At 48.1% G+C, this 15627-nt stretch carries 16 protein-coding genes; 8 read left to right on the top strand and 8 right to left on the bottom strand.

The annotated features are described in order from the left end of the window. The 3 genes from tsaB to B2X00_RS10415 form a co-directional block, all read right to left on the bottom strand. Positions 1-617 (bottom strand): tRNA (adenosine(37)-N6)-threonylcarbamoyltransferase complex dimerization subunit type 1 TsaB (gene tsaB / locus B2X00_RS10425; RefSeq protein WP_290487465.1); only part of this gene is annotated, 617 nt, incomplete at its 3' end. After that, positions 592-2529 carry an ATP-dependent DNA helicase gene (locus B2X00_RS10420; protein ID WP_290487464.1) on the bottom strand — a complete coding sequence of 646 codons (1938 nt, stop codon included), beginning with the start codon at positions 2527-2529 and terminating at the stop codon, positions 592-594. The genes B2X00_RS10420 and tsaB, both read right to left, overlap by 26 nt. 150 nt (positions 2530-2679) lie before the next feature. Next, positions 2680-2946, bottom strand: a complete 267-nt coding sequence (locus B2X00_RS10415; RefSeq protein ID WP_290487463.1) for a hypothetical protein — start codon at positions 2944-2946, stop codon at positions 2680-2682. A 306-nt stretch (positions 2947-3252) separates the two neighbouring features. Between B2X00_RS10415 and hisG the strand changes: the two genes are divergently transcribed. The 8 genes from hisG to hisIE are packed head-to-tail and all read left to right on the top strand — an operon-like array spanning position 3253 to position 10318. After that, positions 3253-4146, top strand: coding sequence for an ATP phosphoribosyltransferase (gene hisG, locus B2X00_RS10410; protein ID WP_006956515.1), 894 nt, complete (start codon positions 3253-3255; stop codon positions 4144-4146). 5 nt (positions 4147-4151) lie between these two features. After that, on the top strand, positions 4152-5477 hold the full coding sequence (hisD, locus tag B2X00_RS10405) for a histidinol dehydrogenase (RefSeq protein WP_287830650.1): 1326 nt from the start codon (positions 4152-4154) through the stop codon (positions 5475-5477). Continuing rightward, a complete protein-coding gene (hisC, locus tag B2X00_RS10400) occupies positions 5474-6541 on the top strand; it encodes a histidinol-phosphate transaminase (protein WP_290487462.1) in 1068 nt (355 codons plus the stop codon). The genes hisD and hisC overlap by 4 nt, the downstream gene beginning before the upstream one ends. After that, positions 6538-7614 (top strand): bifunctional histidinol-phosphatase/imidazoleglycerol-phosphate dehydratase HisB, encoded by a 1077-nt coding sequence (hisB, locus tag B2X00_RS10395; RefSeq protein WP_290487461.1) that lies wholly within the window; start codon positions 6538-6540, stop codon positions 7612-7614. The genes hisC and hisB overlap by 4 nt, the downstream gene beginning before the upstream one ends. Beyond that, a complete protein-coding gene (hisH, locus tag B2X00_RS10390) occupies positions 7611-8201 on the top strand; it encodes an imidazole glycerol phosphate synthase subunit HisH (RefSeq protein WP_286681970.1) in 591 nt (196 codons plus the stop codon). The genes hisB and hisH overlap by 4 nt, the downstream gene beginning before the upstream one ends. Further along, on the top strand, positions 8198-8947 hold the full coding sequence (gene hisA / locus B2X00_RS10385; protein ID WP_006956510.1) for a 1-(5-phosphoribosyl)-5-[(5-phosphoribosylamino)methylideneamino]imidazole-4-carboxamide isomerase: 750 nt from the start codon (positions 8198-8200) through the stop codon (positions 8945-8947). The genes hisH and hisA overlap by 4 nt, the downstream gene beginning before the upstream one ends. Next, complete coding sequence (gene hisF / locus B2X00_RS10380) at positions 8917-9708, top strand: imidazole glycerol phosphate synthase subunit HisF (RefSeq protein WP_006956509.1); 792 nt, start codon at positions 8917-8919, stop codon at positions 9706-9708. Before hisA ends, hisF begins: the two co-directional genes overlap by 31 nt. 1 nt (position 9709) lies before the next feature. After that, positions 9710-10318 carry a bifunctional phosphoribosyl-AMP cyclohydrolase/phosphoribosyl-ATP diphosphatase HisIE gene (gene hisIE, locus B2X00_RS10375; protein WP_006956508.1) on the top strand — a complete coding sequence of 203 codons (609 nt, stop codon included), beginning with the start codon at positions 9710-9712 and terminating at the stop codon, positions 10316-10318. Here the strand turns inward: hisIE and B2X00_RS10370 are convergent. The 5 genes from B2X00_RS10370 to htpG form a co-directional block, all read right to left on the bottom strand. Then, positions 10315-11694 (bottom strand): MATE family efflux transporter, encoded by a 1380-nt coding sequence (locus tag B2X00_RS10370; protein WP_006956507.1) that lies wholly within the window; start codon positions 11692-11694, stop codon positions 10315-10317. The two genes, hisIE and B2X00_RS10370, sit on opposite strands and share 4 nt — an antisense overlap. A 13-nt stretch (positions 11695-11707) precedes the next feature. Further along, complete coding sequence (locus tag B2X00_RS10365) at positions 11708-12490, bottom strand: alpha/beta fold hydrolase (protein ID WP_272977459.1); 783 nt, start codon at positions 12488-12490, stop codon at positions 11708-11710. A gap of 11 nt (positions 12491-12501) precedes the next feature. Then, complete coding sequence (locus B2X00_RS10360; RefSeq protein WP_006956505.1) at positions 12502-12900, bottom strand: MAPEG family protein; 399 nt, start codon at positions 12898-12900, stop codon at positions 12502-12504. A gap of 87 nt (positions 12901-12987) precedes the next feature. Then, positions 12988-13632, bottom strand: coding sequence for an adenylate kinase (gene adk / locus B2X00_RS10355; RefSeq protein WP_006956504.1), 645 nt, complete (start codon positions 13630-13632; stop codon positions 12988-12990). A 117-nt stretch (positions 13633-13749) separates the two neighbouring features. Beyond that, on the bottom strand, positions 13750-15627 hold a 1878-nt coding region (gene htpG, locus B2X00_RS10350; protein ID WP_290487460.1), incomplete at its 5' end, for a molecular chaperone HtpG.

The raw sequence follows: 15627 nt of genomic DNA, 5'->3' as shown, positions 1-15627 counted from the left end.
GCCCAACGCAGCATGGCGGCGGCTGTAGGTAGCCTGCAAGCAAGTGATTGCGGGTCTACGGGCACTGTTGCTTTAAGTTGCTCAGCATAGGTTTCCCAGCCCGTACCGACAAACCCAACGGACTCCGTCGTCCGATAGCCATACTCAGAGAGCTGTTCACTAAGGTTCAGGTGTTCAGGCTTAGCGACTTGGGCGGGCGCAAAAGTAACTAATCGCTCGCCATCATTTTTATAAGCACGCCAGTATACCTCGCCCATTCGGGCATCAATAGCGCTAATAATCCAATCCGTTGTCTTATTTTGCGCCCCTTCCAGTGCCATCGCATCTAAGCTGCTGACGCACTGAACAGCGAGATCGGCACCAAAAGCTAAGCCTTGTGCAATCGAGACACCAATACGAACCCCAGTAAAACTACCTGGACCGATGCCAACGATCAGCCCCTCGACATCGGACAACTTGATATCGGCTTCTTCTAACACAGCTTGAACAAAAGGTAACAAACGCTGTGAGTGCTCGCGTGGACTCTCCATTTCGCGGCTAATGACCGTATTATCAACCTGAAGTGCGACCGAGCAGTTCTCCGTCGATGTATCAATGGCTAGCAAGGTTGGTTTCATTATATGTATCCTTTAAAAACAGCATTGCCCGGCTCAGATCACGTGTTCGAGCCATCGGCGGTAAACTTTTAATAAAGCGTGCTCCATACTGGCGCGTGACAAGTCGGTCATCACAGACAATCAATACCCCGGAGTCACGCTGATCGCGTATCAAGCGCCCTGCTCCTTGCTTCAGCGCAATAATGGCCTCGGGCAATTGAATAGTATGAAAAGCATCCACCCCCCGCAACTTAGCGTCCTCTACCCGCGCATTAAGTAACGGGTCGTCGGGTGAGGCAAACGGCAATTTATCGATAATGACACACCTTAACGCCGCGCCACGCACATCGACGCCTTCCCAGAACGACGAAGTGCCTAATAAAACAGCATTACCTGCATCAGTAAACTTCTGCAAAATACTGCGTTTACTGCCCTCACCTTGAACCAGTACAGGCCTATCCAGCTTTTCATCAAGCAAATTGGCGACACGCTTCAACATGCTGTGACTGGTAAATAATAAGAACGTACCGCCTTGGTTGGCCTCAATACATTGTTGCGCCAACTGCGCGAGTCGTTGATCGCGATTAAACTGGTTGGCCGGTGGTAGATAACGCGGCAAACACAGCATCGCTTGGTGCTCGAAGTCAAACGGACTTGCTAGCACCAAAGTTTCGGCATCCCACAGCCCGAGTCGATTAACAAAGTAGTCAAACTTCTCGTTGACTGAGAGCGTTGCCGAAGTAAATACCCAACCTCGATCACTGTGTTTGACCAAGTTACCAAAACGCTTAGCAACGCTCAGTGGCGTTTGGTGCAAAACAATATGACGCACCGTTGTTTCATACCAGAAGCTATAACCTGTCTGATCCGTTTGCATCAACTGTTGCCACAAATCATAGGCTTCCTCAGCGCGTTCAATGAGGCTATCCATTTCTTTATGACGCCCACGCGCTGTTTTGATGACATCGATAAATAAGGTGAGCTTCTCTGCGACACGGCTACACACCTCGGTCATTGAAGAGTCATCACGTTTATCACGCCAGTTTCCACGCGTCGGGTCCGATGGAAATTGTAACCGCCAATCTCGTACTACTTGTGTCAGAATACGCGCCATTTGCGCCGCTTGAGCGAGGTCCTTTAGCTCTGTTAAACACAACCGCTGAACCTCATCAGCGATTTCTATTAATTGCCGTGAAGACAATGAGTCGCCAAAATATTGGCTCGCAATATCAGGCACCTGATGCGCTTCATCAAACACCACCATATCTGACTCGGGTATGATTTCACCGAAACCCGTATCTTTAATTGCTAAGTCCGCAAAAAATAAATGATGATTGACGACCACGACATCAGCTTGTTTAGCTTCATCACGCGCTTTGACTAAGTAGCAGTCGTCGTAATTCGGGCACTCGCGTCCCAAACAATTATCCTTGGTGCTAGTCACTAAGGCAGTCAACTGAGGATCATCCTGCAGTACCACCAACTCACCAATATCACCATCTCGGGTCTGTGTTGACCAACGTTTCACTTTAACCAGCTTGGTTTGTGTCTCGCTATTAAACTGACCGGCTTGTAACTGTGCTTGCTCTAGGCGATGAGTACAGAGGTAATTTGAGCGGCCCTTTAATAGGGCAATGACCTTTTCCGGCGCCAGCGCAGCGCGTAAAGTGGGTAAGTCTCGATGGTAAAGCTGTTCCTGAAGTGCTTTGGTACCCGTGGAAATAATCGCCTTACCTTTGGCTTGAAGTACAGGCGCTAAGTACGCAAAGGTTTTACCGGTACCGGTCTCGGCTTCAACAACCAAGGTACCTTTTTTGCGAATGGATTTTTCAATAGCCTGGGCCATGGTAAGCTGAGCATCGCGCGGCTGAAAGCCCTCTATCGCCTTTGCCAGTTGACCCTCGGGCGTAAAAACAGCTGCCACTTTGCTCATTAAATGCCCACACCTAATTCAAATATCGACTGATTAAAGCGCTATAGTATGACATAGTTGCCAGCTCGCTGTTAATGTTAAATCCCATGCAGCTAGATAGGTTATAACTTACTTTTTGCGTGTCGACATCGCATTACTTAGGTGTCTGTCTTAAGCATAGGTATCGATGTGCCCGTCACCATCACGACGTTCATCATCCTCGCTTTGCTCTTCGTTTGCTTCACCCTCTCTTGATTGCGCACCTTGCTCATGGTGTTCGGCATCGCGATCACTGATACTATTTTCTTGCTCTTCTTCAACAGCAGCAAGTTTTTGGGTTTTCTCCACTTGCTCTACTTTCAGTTGCTCTTCATTGTGACTCACCGGAATACGCGCATCTTTCGGTATCAAAGGAATCATTGCATCAAAGTTGACCATATCGCGTCTCCACACGTCTCTTTGTCATGAGTTTAGACTATTATCGTCCAACTTTTATGCGCCAATAGAGTTGCGTTCAGTGCTTTTTTTATTTATAGTGCTATACAACTTAACAGTTACATCCATTTTTTTAAGGAAGCGAACAAATGAACCTTAGCCAGCACCACCATCATCACCACTTGAAACCACTGGGCTAGCTACGTTTATTATTCAGGCTAGTCCATATTTTGACTAGCCTTTCGCATGACTATACAACCCTTCGAAAGGCAGCTTTCGAAGGGTTTTTTTATTATCAGGAGTAGATCAATGAGTGAACGACTTACTATTGCGATTCAAAAGTCAGGCCGTTTAAGCAAGGAGTCTTTATCTTTGCTTAATGCATGCGGTGTCAAATTCAGCATTAATGAAGCACGCCTTATCGCCCACAGTACCAGCCACCCTATTGATTTACTTAGAGTACGCGACGATGACATTCCAGGCCTAGTTATGGATGGCGTCGTCGACCTCGGTTTAGTGGGTGAAAACGTATTAGAAGAGGTCGCGCTTGAGCGCTCCGCGGTCAATGAAAATGCAGAGTATAAGGCTCTACGTAGCCTTGACTTTGGCGGTTGCCGCCTGTCCATTGCGGTGCCACGCGAAAGCGACTACAACTCTATCGACGATCTGCAAGGTAAGCGTATCGCAAGTACTTACCCGTACCTACTGCAACGCTACCTAAAAAATAACGGCATTAGCGCAAAGAATGTCGTTCTAACCGGGTCAGTCGAAGTCGCGCCACGCGCTGGGCTTGCCGATGCCATTTGTGATTTAGTCTCGACCGGCGCCACATTAGAAGCTAACGGTCTCGTTGAGAAAGAAGTCATCTTTCGTTCACAGGCGCAGTTGATTCAAAACGCCAATCCATTATCCGCTGAAAAGCAGGCTATGATGGACCAGCTACTACCGCGAATTGACGGTGTGCAAATGGCGAAAGAAAGCAAATACATTATGCTGCACGCACCCAAAAACCGCCTGGATGAAGTCAACGCATTACTTCCTGGCGCCGAAACGCCTACCGTACTGCCACTGAGTCACACTGATGAGCAAGTGGCTGTGCACGTCGTGAGTACAGAAAAGCTGTTCTGGGAAACAATGGAAGATTTAAAAGACCTTGGCTGCAGCTCAATACTCGTATTACCAATTGAAAAAATGATGGGATAATCGGTATGTTAACGCGACAAAGCATTGCCATCACACAATGGTCACAGCTTAGCAATTCAGAGCGACAAGCCACGCTTGCTCGCCCTGAACAGAGCCGCTCACGTGAGCTGAAAGAAACCGTGCGCTCAATCATTGAGCGCATGAAAACTGAAGGTGACGCAGCGTTACTTGACTACACCCGTCAATTTGATTGTGCAGACATCTCGCAATTGGTGTTAAACGGTGAACAGAAGCAAGCGTTACTGGCACATGTTTCCGAGCGAGCTAAAGCGGCGATTGATAAAGCTTATGACAATATTCGTGCCTTTCACCTCGCGCAAACACCTGAAGATATTACGCTGAACACCTCACCAGGTGTGCGCTGCACACTAAAATACACGGCCCTTGAGTCGGTCGGTCTTTATATCCCCGGGGGGTCGGCGACCTTACCTTCTACCGCACTCATGTTAGGCGTACCCGCACAGATTGCAGGCTGCAAAACCCGTGTACTCGTGACGCCTCCTAATAAACAAGGTCAGATGTCACCGGAAGTCGTCTACGCTGCAGAAAAATGTGGTATCGATACCTTAGTTATGTGTGGCGGTGCGCAGGCCATCGCAGCGTTGGCGTACGGAACCGAGTCCGTACCTAAAGTTGATAAAGTATTTGGCCCGGGCAATGCGTTTGTGACAGAAGCAAAGCAACAATTAAGTCAAAACGATAGCGGCATTAGCATTGATATGCCGGCCGGTCCTTCAGAGCTGTTAGTGCTCGCTGATGACACCGCCAATGCGCGTTTTGTCGCCGCTGATTTATTATCTCAAGCAGAGCATGGTCCAGACTCACAGGTTATTCTAGTCACACCATCAGCTGCGCTTGCCCAAGCGGTGCAAGCTGAGCTTGTTGCGCAATGTAATGCATTACCTCGCGTCGACATCGCGCGGCAAGCACTTGCTTCAAGCCGGTTAATTGTCACTAAAAACTTAGCCGAGGCGGTTGCCGTTACACAAAGTTACGCACCCGAGCACCTTGCTATACAAACCGATGCGGCAGCAGCATTGAGTGAGCAACTAACTACAGCAGGATCGATTTTTGTCGGTCACTATACCCCTGAATCGGGTGGCGACTATGCAACTGGTACAAACCACGTCTTACCGACCTATGGCTACGCTAAAAACTACAGCAGTTTAGGGCTATTAGACTTTTATCGCCGCTACACGTTGCAAGAAGTGACTCGCGATGGTTTAGCTGATCTCGCTGACAGCATTACCACGCTCGCCGAAATCGAAGGCTTAGATGCGCATAAACGCGCCGTGACCATTCGCTTAGAGGCGCAGGAGGACAACGTATGAGCTTAGCCGAACAGTTACAGCGCCCACACTTGAAAACTTTGGTGCCCTACGCATCAGCGCGACGCTCGATGAGTGGCGGTTCAGTATGGCTAAACGCCAACGAGTCACCCTACGCATACGATTACGCGCTGGATTGCTCACAGTTGAACCGGTACCCAGCGTTTCAGTCGCAGCGCCTCAATCAAGCTTACGCGGACTACGCTAATGTTCGCCTTGAACAGGTATTAAGTTGCCGCGGGTCTGACGAAGCAATCGAACTGCTTATCAAAGCGTTTTGCGAACCTAAACAAGACCGTGTGCTTATCTGCCCACCGACCTACGGTATGTATGCAATTTCTGCGCAGACGCATGGAGCTGACGTGGTCTCGGTACCCTTAACTTCGTCTTATCAACTCGATTTAGACGCTATCAAGGCGCGTAGCGCAGACGCTCGTCTCATTTTCTTGTGTTCTCCTTCCAACCCTGTCGGTAATCGGCTTGCACAAGAAGATATCGAGGCAGTGCTTAAGTTCGCGACGACCAGTCTCGTGGTCGTTGATGAGGCTTACATCGAGTTTTGTGCCGAGGCGAGTGTCGTCGATTGGTTAGCGAAATATCCTAACTTGGTGGTGTTGCGTACTTTATCAAAAGCGTTTGCGCTCGCCGGCGCACGCTGTGGTTTTGCGCTCGCCAACGAAGACGTCATTACCGTATTGCAGAAAGTACTGGCGCCTTATCCGCTGCCAGACTTGACCATTCAAATTGCTAGCCAGGCGTTATCGCCTGTGGGCATCGAACGCGTTCAAGCCGACGTAACACGCACCGTCAAACAGCGCCAGCGCATCGGCGATGAATTAGCGGAACTACCAATGGCGTTGGTTGCCGAGAGTGAAACGAACTTTTTACTGTATCGTGTTGCCGATGCCGATAGCCTCATGCAGACCATGCAGCAGAACGGTATATTAATACGTAATCAATCAGCCCAGGTTGGACTCGACAACACAGTACGCATCAGCGTCGGTAATGAACGAGAAAACACACTTGTTATTGATGCACTGAAATGCTTTTTTGGAGATACTCAATGAATCAGCAACGTTGGCTATTTATCGATCGTGACGGCACACTGGTGCTCGAACCGCCTGTCGACAAACAATTAGACAGCGTCAGTAAGCTCGAATTTGAGCCGAATGTGATCCCTGCCCTGCTTAAGTTACAGCAGGCGGGTTATCGCCTCGTCATGGTGTCCAACCAAGACGGGCTGGGGACAGACAGTTTTCCACAAGCCGACTTCGACGCGCCCCATGACTTAATGATGGCTGTCTTTGCAAGTCAAGGCGTGCGCTTCGACGACGTACTGATTTGCCCACATTTTGAGGAAGACAACTGTAGTTGCCGGAAGCCAAAACTCGGCTTGGTGCAGGATTACCTACAAAAAGGCCTTATCGACTTCACCGATAGTTATGTGATTGGCGATCGCGAAACGGACATTAAACTTGCAGAGAGTATGGGTATACGCGGTATTCGATATGACCGTGCCAACCTAGATTGGAACGCTATCGTGCGCGACCTGACCCAACGCTCACGTTCTGCTAAGGTGATCCGTACCACCCATGAGACCGATATTCGTATTGCAGTTGACCTCGATAATGCAACACCGCGCTCATTTTCGACGGGTATTGGCTTCTTTGATCACATGCTAGAGCAAATTGCCACACACGCTGGCATCAGCTTAACCGTCAATGTGACAGGTGATTTACACATTGACGACCACCACACCATTGAAGATACGGCGCTGGCACTAGGTCAGGCACTACGCCAAGCCTTAGGTGACAAACGCGGTATTGGCCGTTTTGGTTTTGCATTGCCGATGGATGAGTGTCGTGCTGAGTGTCTTATCGATCTTTCAGGTCGACCTTACCTCAAGTGGCAGGCGGATTTCACGCGCGACAAAGTGGGCGAATTATCAACCGAAATGGTTGAGCACTTCTTCCGCTCGCTCACCGATGCAATGGCGATTAGCTTGCACTTGTCAACGACTGAGGGCAACACGCACCACCAGGTTGAAAGCTTGTTTAAAGTCTTTGGTCGCGCGCTGCGTCAAGCGGTAGCAAAAACGGGCGACCAACAGTTACCTTCAAGTAAAGGAATGCTCGCGTGAAAATTGTAATTGTCGATACCGAGTGTGCGAATCTCACCTCGGTAAAGTTTGCCATTGAGCGCTTAGGCTATCAGCCTGTAATTACTGACGATGAGGCGATCATCGGCGCCGCTGATCGCGTCATCTTGCCGGGTGTGGGAACAGCAGCTGCAGCGATGCGCAATCTGCAACGTAAACAGTTAATTGAACCTATTAAAGCGCTCACCCAACCTACATTGGGTATTTGTCTTGGTATGCAGCTGATGACAGCACACTCTGAGGAAGGTGACGTGGAGTGCTTAGGCTTAATCCCTGCGCAAACTAAACGTATGCAGGTCGGTGATAGACCTTTGCCGCATATGGGCTGGAATAACGTCTGTGCAACCAACACCAATCCGTTGCTCGATAATGACACCGAGCCTTATTGTTATTTTGTTCACAGTTACGCCGTTGCAAAAGATGACTACACCATCGCCACCTGTGATTACGGTGATACGTTCGCGGCCATGATCCGCAAAGATAATTTTATCGGTGCTCAATTTCATCCTGAGCGCTCAGGTGCGGTCGGTCGTGCCATGCTTAAACGTTTCTTGGAGAACGCGTTATGATGATTCCTGCATTAGACTTGATTGAAGGCCGGGTTGTGCGCCTCTATCAAGGTGACTTTAGTCAACAAACAACGTTCGACATTGATGCTGTTGAGCAAGCGCAAAGCTACCAAGCCGCGGGGGCACAATGGCTGCACTTGGTCGATTTAGATGGTGCGAAGAATCCGCAAAATCGCCAACTCGAAACACTGCGCACAATTTGCGCGGCGACCAATTTAAACTGTCAGGCCGGCGGTGGTATTCGTAGCACTGAGGATATCGAAGAAATTCTTGCCTGTGGTATTAAACGAGTCGTCATTGGCTCAAAAGCCGTTACCGATCCGGAACAGGTCGAGACTTGGTTTAAACAATTTGGCGCTGAAAAAATCGTGCTCGCACTTGATGTCAACATTGACGCGGATGGCATTGCGCGTGTTGCGACTCATGGTTGGCAGTCATCCAGTGACGTGACGTTAGACGACATACTCAAACGTTTCTCCGCATTGGGTTGCGCCCATGTATTGTGTACCGACATCAGCCGTGACGGCACTATGCAAGGTAGTAATGTGGGACTATACGAAGCTTATAAAAAGCGTTTCCCAGCCATTCAATGGCAGGCGTCGGGCGGTGTTAATAGTCTTGAAGATATACAACGCTTGAAAGCAGCGAACTGTGACCACGTTATCTTAGGTAAGTCATTACTGACCGGTGCATTTAGTTTAGAGGAGGCGATCCAATGCTGGCAAAACGCATCATCCCCTGCTTAGATGTTCGTGACGGTCAAGTCGTCAAGGGCGTTCAATTTCGTAATCACGAACTGATCGGCGACATCTTGCCCCTAGCAAAACGCTATGCGGAAATAGGCGCTGATGAATTGGTTTTCTACGATATTACGGCATCCTCTGATGGCCGCACGGTAGACAAGAGTTGGGTTGAACGCGTCGCGCGCGAAATCGATATTCCATTTACCGTCGCAGGTGGTATTCGTACGCTGGCTCATGGTCGTGAGCTCCTTTCCATGGGCGCCGATAAGTTATCAATTAACTCGCCTGCGCTGATGAATCCTGAGCTGATCAATGAGATGGTGGATGAGTTCGGTCAGCAATGTGTCGTCATCGGTATTGATAGCTATTTTAATGCAGACAGCGGTGAATACGAGGTGCATCAGTTTACCGGTGACGAGAGCAAATCACGTCGCTCGCAGTGGCAGACCAAAGATTGGGTCAACGAGGTCATCGCGCGAGGTGCCGGTGAGATCGTTCTCAACTGTATGAATCAAGATGGTGTAAGAAAAGGCTATGATGTCGAACAACTGGCATCAATACGCCGTCACTGTTCAGTGCCGCTGATCGCGTCTGGTGGTGCAGGTGCCATTAACCATTTTACCAATGTATTTAAACAAGCCGATGTTGATGGTGCCTTAGCCGCTTCGGTGTTTCATAAGAATATCATCGCCATGGCGGAGCTGAAGCAACAACTGATTGACGAAGGCATCGCTATTCGTCCAATCGAACAAGGAGTTTTGTAACATGCTAATTACTGAAAGCACGGTAGACCAACTTGCTTGGGAGAAAATGAATCAGCTTGTTCCCTGTATTGTACAGCATGTCCTAACCGGCGAAGTACTTATGCAAGGTTACATGAACCGCGATGCATTGCTACAAACTTTGCAAACCAAAGCAGTGACTTTTTACAGCCGCAGCAAACAGCGGCTTTGGCAAAAAGGTGAGCAGTCGGGTCATGTTTTACAGTTCACTGGCGCTTACCGCGACTGTGACAATGATTCGATTCTTGTCCAAGCAATACCGCAAGGACCGACTTGCCACTTAGGTACGCGCTCATGTTTTGCCGAAGCGCCTGCACCCTTTTTAGTGCAGTTAAACAACATCATTAAAGCGCGTCGCAGCGCCTCACCTGACGAAAGCTACACCGCAAAACTATTAAGCCAACCCATTAAGCGTATCGCTCAGAAGGTGGGTGAGGAAGGTGTTGAGGTTGCGCTTGCCGCCACTGTGCAGGATAAAGATGAGTTACTTAATGAAAGTGCCGATTTACTTTATCACCTACTGGTGACTTTAGAAGCGAGTGATTTGAGCCTCGAACAAGTGCTTGAGGTACTACACCAACGCCACCGTTAAGTGGCGTTGTTCACTGTTTGCTCGAACTGCTTGCGCTCGTAATGCTTAGATACGAAGCGCAAGCGGATGGTGAGCATCACCGCGGCGACTGTTAAGCCACTAATAAAGCCAATCCAAAAGCCCGCGGCTCCCATGCGAGGCACCCACCAGTCAGTGCGTCCAAGAATGTAGCCGACTGTTAAGCCGAATGGCCAATACGAGATAAACGCCATGATCATCGGCCATTTGGTGTCTTTGTATCCCCGTAAGGTTCCCATAGCAACGGCTTGAAACGTATCCGACATCGTAAAAATCGCCGCCAATCCCATCAGCGTTGCGGCAAGATTAATAATCGCGGTATCAGGCGTATACAAGCTTGCCAGCCAAGCACCACCTAAATACATGATGATACCGTTAACCGCGGCGAATACCATGCCGAATACCATCGCAATTTTAAAACTCAGCATGGCATTTTTGGGCTCACCAGCGCCTAAAGCAAAACCCACTCGAAGTGTCACGGCCATCGAAATGCTCAATGGCACCATATATACCAACGAGCTGATGTTCAATGCAATTTGGTGAGCAGATACCACTGTTGGACCTAGTGGTGCAATCAATAACGCCACTGCGGCAAATAGGCTGACTTCAAAAAACAGTGACATCGCTATCGGAAAGCCTATTTTTATAATATACGCCACGTCATCGAACTTAGGTGGATACCAGCGTCTGAGTAGGTGAAGCTTCTTATAACGACGACTGGTGAATACATAGATCGCCATCGAAATAGCCATGCCCCAAAACACCAAAGCCGATGCTAAACCACACCCTGCACCACCGAGTTCGGGCGCGCCAAAGTGACCGTAAATAAAGATATAGTTTGCCGGAATATTAATGAGTAACCCAATAAAGCCAATCACTAAGGATGGCATAGTATTGGATAATCCCTCACAGAAGTTTCTTAAAATCACATAAATAACAAAACCGGGTACACCCCACGCAATGTAATTAACGTAATCTAGCGTCACTTGCCGGAAGCGATCCTCCACCTCCATCCAGTCAAGAATGTAGGGCGAAAACTGCAAGACCACCAAAGCTAACACGCCAAAAATAGCACACGCATACAACCCTTGCTGTAGCATGTTCGCCATGCGGCGATACTTCTTTGAGCCGTCAAAGTGCGAAACGATAGGCGCCAACGCGAGTGCAATACCAAACATCAACAAAGTGACCGGTACAAAAATACTGCCACCCACCGAAACGGCTGCCAAATCCACCGCATCTTTACGCCCTGCCATCACTGTATCGACTACGCTCATGAGCATCTGCGTCAGTTGCGCGACTAATATAGGGCCGGTCAGTTTAGCGAGCTTTCTAATTTCGTGCGTGTGTTTGGCCATGACTTACAACATCCTAAATAAAGTCAAGAATAAGTGGGTTAACCTCAGCCGGATGCGTAAGAGGTCCCATGTGTCCAGCTAGGACGGGTTTTACAGTCACTGATGTCAGCGCCGTGGATAATGCTTTAACCACCGCTCGCGCACTGCGACGTGTGTATTCACCTTGTAAAATCAATACAGGCGCTTCAACCTGCTGATAATCTTTAAGCGTTAGTTCATCATTTAATAGTGCGTCGAAATCCAGCGCAACTTTTGCCGCTTGCGCAACCATACCTTGTTGAACACGCTCTGGCAGAGCATCGAAATAACCGGGTTGGTTCCAGTAATCAATAAAGGTGCGCGTGCATTCTACCTCATCTTTCCCGTGCATCGCATCACTCACCTGCCGAATTTCTTGCATGCCAGGAGAATCTTCCTCCAACACATGAAAACTGACTGGCTCATACACAACCACGCGCTCAATATTAAAATGTTTTTGTTGCGCCATTTTTAGCGCAACCGCCCCACCGTAAGAATGACCAATCAAAATTAGCGACTGATTACCCAAGGTTGGCTTGAGTGCTCTTTCGATGCGCGTAATTTCTTGCTGCAAGCGAAAATGCGGCGCAGACTCTACGTCAGGCGCACGTCCGTAGCCCAATAAATCGATCCCTACAACGTTATAGTCATTGCTTAACGTTTGTTGCAGTATTTTCCATTGCGCGTTAGAACTTTGCGAACTGTGAAGCAATACACAGGTGCCTTTGACTTCGCCCTGCGAGGGCAGATAAGAAATTCCGGGTGCTAACTCCTGCACGTCAATGTCTCCTATAGCTGGCCAACAAAGATGCCGATTAAAATGCCCGCTTGCAGTAACAACACGCTGAATGTGCCGAGGACACCGACCGTACGAGGCCAGGACACACCTGCGTTAGAGGATAGACCCGCAGCGTGAGCAATACGGGCGATGGTCAACGCACCACCTAAGCTATAGATCCATGCACTGCCAACCCCACTAAACTCGATAAGAGCAAGCATCAACAACATCAACGGAACGTATTCTATAAAGTTACCGTGCGCGCGCACAGCGCGTTGTAATTCTTCAACTTTATTGGTCCCAATACCTACACGATGACGCCAACGGAGCTGAATAATGCGAACCGAAAGTACAACGTAGATCAATGCCAGAATGCCTGCAAATAAACTCGTTATGGTGAGGGTGGCCATGATGTTCTCCGATAAAGTGGTAACACATAAAATTAAAAAGGCTCACCAGTGGGGTGAGCCTCTATCAAAACCTTTCAGTGCAACTCTTTACTTAAGCAGTGCACCGAGTTCCTTACTTACAGCTTCGACTGGCTGAGTTCCATCAATACGATGATACTCGGTGTCCGTTTCTTTTGCGAGTGATTGATAATATTCAACCAAAGGCTCTGTTTGTTCATGGTAGACCGCTAAGCGTTTGCGTACGGTCTGCTCTTGGTCGTCTGGACGAATAACCAGCTCTTCACCGGTCTCATCGTCTTTGCCCTCTTCTTTAGGTGGGTTGTGTTTAATATGATAAACACGACCTGAACCTGGGTGTACACGACGTCCACTCATACGCTCAACAATCACGTCGTCAGGTACCGCAAACTCAAGTACGTAGTCAACTTCGATACCGTTTTCACGCATGGCGTCAGCTTGTGGAATCGTGCGCGGGAAGCCGTCGAGCAAGAAACCGTTTTGGCAGTCCGGTTCGGCGATACGTTCTTTGACTAGTTCGATGATGATTTCATCAGAAACCAGTTGTCCTGCATCCATCACTTGCTTTGCTTTCTTACCAAGCTCTGAACCGGACTTGATTGCGGCTCGTAGCATATCACCCGTTGAAATCTGTGGGATACCAAAGGTATTCATCAAAAATTGAGCTTGAGTGCCCTTTCCCGCACCCGGAGCGCCGAGCAAAATAATGCGCATAAACAGCCTCGTTTATATTTGTATTCAAGTGTCTGAGGGGAACTTTACCCCGATGAGGGCGTTTTTACAAGAAAAGAGGCGCACAGCAAGCGTTTGTTGCTGTGCGCTATAGCGTGATTATGCGTTAAGCATTAACTTATTAAGACGAGTCACGAAAGACGCTGGATCCTTAAGGTTTCCGCGCTCTGCGAGCGTAGCTTGATCAAGCAGTACTTGAGCCCACTCGGCAAATTCCTCATCGTTCTTGCCTTGCATTTTTACGACTAAAGGATGATCCGGGTTAACCTCAAAAATGTATTTTGTTTCAGGTACTTTCTGACCCGCAGCTTCCATCAGCTTAGCCATCTGCGTGCTCATATCATTGTCATCGGTAATGATACACGCAGGCGAATTAGTCAAACGGTGCGTTACACGCACTTTTTTAACGCGCTCACCGAGTGCTTTTTCAAAGCGTTCTAACTGTTCTTTAAACGCTTCTTCTGACTTTTCTTGCTCGGCCTTGTCATTTTCATCATCTAAGTCGCCTAAGTCTAAATCGCCGCGCGTTACCGACTGCAACGACTTCTCTTTAAACTCAGTTAAATGGCTCATCAACCACTCGTCAATGCGTTCAGAGAGCAATAGTACTTCGATGCCTTTCTTACGGAAGATCTCAAGGGCAGGATTATTCTTCGCAGCCTCAAAACTGTCGGCGACGATATAGAAAATCTTGTCTTGGCCTTCTTTCATGCGTTCAACGTAATCATCTAAACTGACATTTTGAGTTTGCTCATCGGTATGTGTCGACGCAAAACGCAACAGCTCAGCGATGCGTTCCCGATTACCACTGTCTTCCGCAGGACCCTCTTTTAACACATTACCAAAAGTATCCCAGAAGCCTTGATATTGCTCGGCGTCGTCTTTTGCCAATTTCTTGAGCATCTGCAACACTTTCTTAGTACTACCATTACGCATTGAGCGAGTAATCTTGTTATCTTGCAAGATTTCACGGGATACGTTCAATGGGAGGTCATTAGTATCAATAAGACCTTTAACAAAGCGTAAGTAGGTCGGCATTAATTGCTCAGCGTCATCCATAATAAAGACACGTTGAACATACAGTTTTAAGCCACTTTGGCGCTCACGGTTCCATAAATCGAACGGCGCTTTTTTAGGGATATACAATAAGCTTGTGTACTCAGTTTTACCTTCTACTTTATTGTGCGCCCAGTTTAGCGGCTCTTCCCAATCATGGCTTACATGCTTGTAAAACTCTTTGTATTCTTCATCAGAAACCTCTGACTTATCACGTGTCCATAAAGCGGTTGCACGGTTAATGCTTTCCCATTCACCTGGAACTGCTGGGATTTTTTCGCCGTCTTCGCCTTCAGACTCAGGCACTTCTGCTTTATACATTTGTACAGGCGTAGAAATATGATCTGAGTATTTAGTAACGATGCTACGTAAACGGTATTCATCCGCGTATTCTTTTTCTTCTTCACGCAGGTGTAAAATGATATCCGTACCACGGCCTTCTTTTTCAATTTCTTGTAACGTGTACTCACCTTCACCTTGTGATTGCCACTCGTACGCTTGTGTTTCACCCGCTTTACGCGTGCGCACTGTCACTTCATCAGCCACAATAAATGCCGAGTAAAAACCAACACCAAATTGACCAATTAATTGCGAGTCTTTACTTTGGTCACCGGTTAAGTTTTTGAAAAACTCAGCAGTACCCGACTTAGCAATAGTTCCTAAAGAGCTAATCACTTCTTCACGCGTCATACCAATACCATTGTCAGAAATGGTAATTGTGTTCGCTTCTTTATCTGCGCTAATACGTACACGTAAATCGGCATCACCTTGGTAAAGGTCGCCATCAGAAAGCGCTAAAAAGCGTAGCTTATCGGCGGCATCTGATGCATTTGATACAAGTTCACGTAAAAATATTTCTTTATTCGAATATAACGAATGAATCATTAAGTTTAATAGTTGTTTTACTTCTGTTTGAAAGCC

Source organism: Idiomarina sp. UBA3162 (assembly GCF_002364475.1).
GTDB lineage: Bacteria > Pseudomonadota > Gammaproteobacteria > Enterobacterales > Alteromonadaceae > Idiomarina.
This window is presented reverse-complemented; position numbering and strand designations above follow the sequence as displayed.

Coding starts and splice junctions, on each gene's coding strand:
- B2X00_RS10420 (WP_290487464.1), bottom strand. CDS start 2,529: ATGAGCAAAGTGGCAGCTGTTTTTACGCCCGAGGGTCAACTGGCAAAG.
- B2X00_RS10415 (WP_290487463.1), bottom strand. CDS start 2,946: ATGGTCAACTTTGATGCAATGATTCCTTTGATACCGAAAGATGCGCGT.
- hisG (WP_006956515.1), top strand. CDS start 3,253: ATGAGTGAACGACTTACTATTGCGATTCAAAAGTCAGGCCGTTTAAGC.
- hisD (WP_287830650.1), top strand. CDS start 4,152: ATGTTAACGCGACAAAGCATTGCCATCACACAATGGTCACAGCTTAGC.
- hisC (WP_290487462.1), top strand. CDS start 5,474: ATGAGCTTAGCCGAACAGTTACAGCGCCCACACTTGAAAACTTTGGTG.
- hisB (WP_290487461.1), top strand. CDS start 6,538: ATGAATCAGCAACGTTGGCTATTTATCGATCGTGACGGCACACTGGTG.
- hisA (WP_006956510.1), top strand. CDS start 8,198: ATGATGATTCCTGCATTAGACTTGATTGAAGGCCGGGTTGTGCGCCTC.
- hisF (WP_006956509.1), top strand. CDS start 8,917: ATGCTGGCAAAACGCATCATCCCCTGCTTAGATGTTCGTGACGGTCAA.
- hisIE (WP_006956508.1), top strand. CDS start 9,710: ATGCTAATTACTGAAAGCACGGTAGACCAACTTGCTTGGGAGAAAATG.
- B2X00_RS10370 (WP_006956507.1), bottom strand. CDS start 11,694: ATGGCCAAACACACGCACGAAATTAGAAAGCTCGCTAAACTGACCGGC.
- B2X00_RS10360 (WP_006956505.1), bottom strand. CDS start 12,900: ATGGCCACCCTCACCATAACGAGTTTATTTGCAGGCATTCTGGCATTG.
- adk (WP_006956504.1), bottom strand. CDS start 13,632: ATGCGCATTATTTTGCTCGGCGCTCCGGGTGCGGGAAAGGGCACTCAA.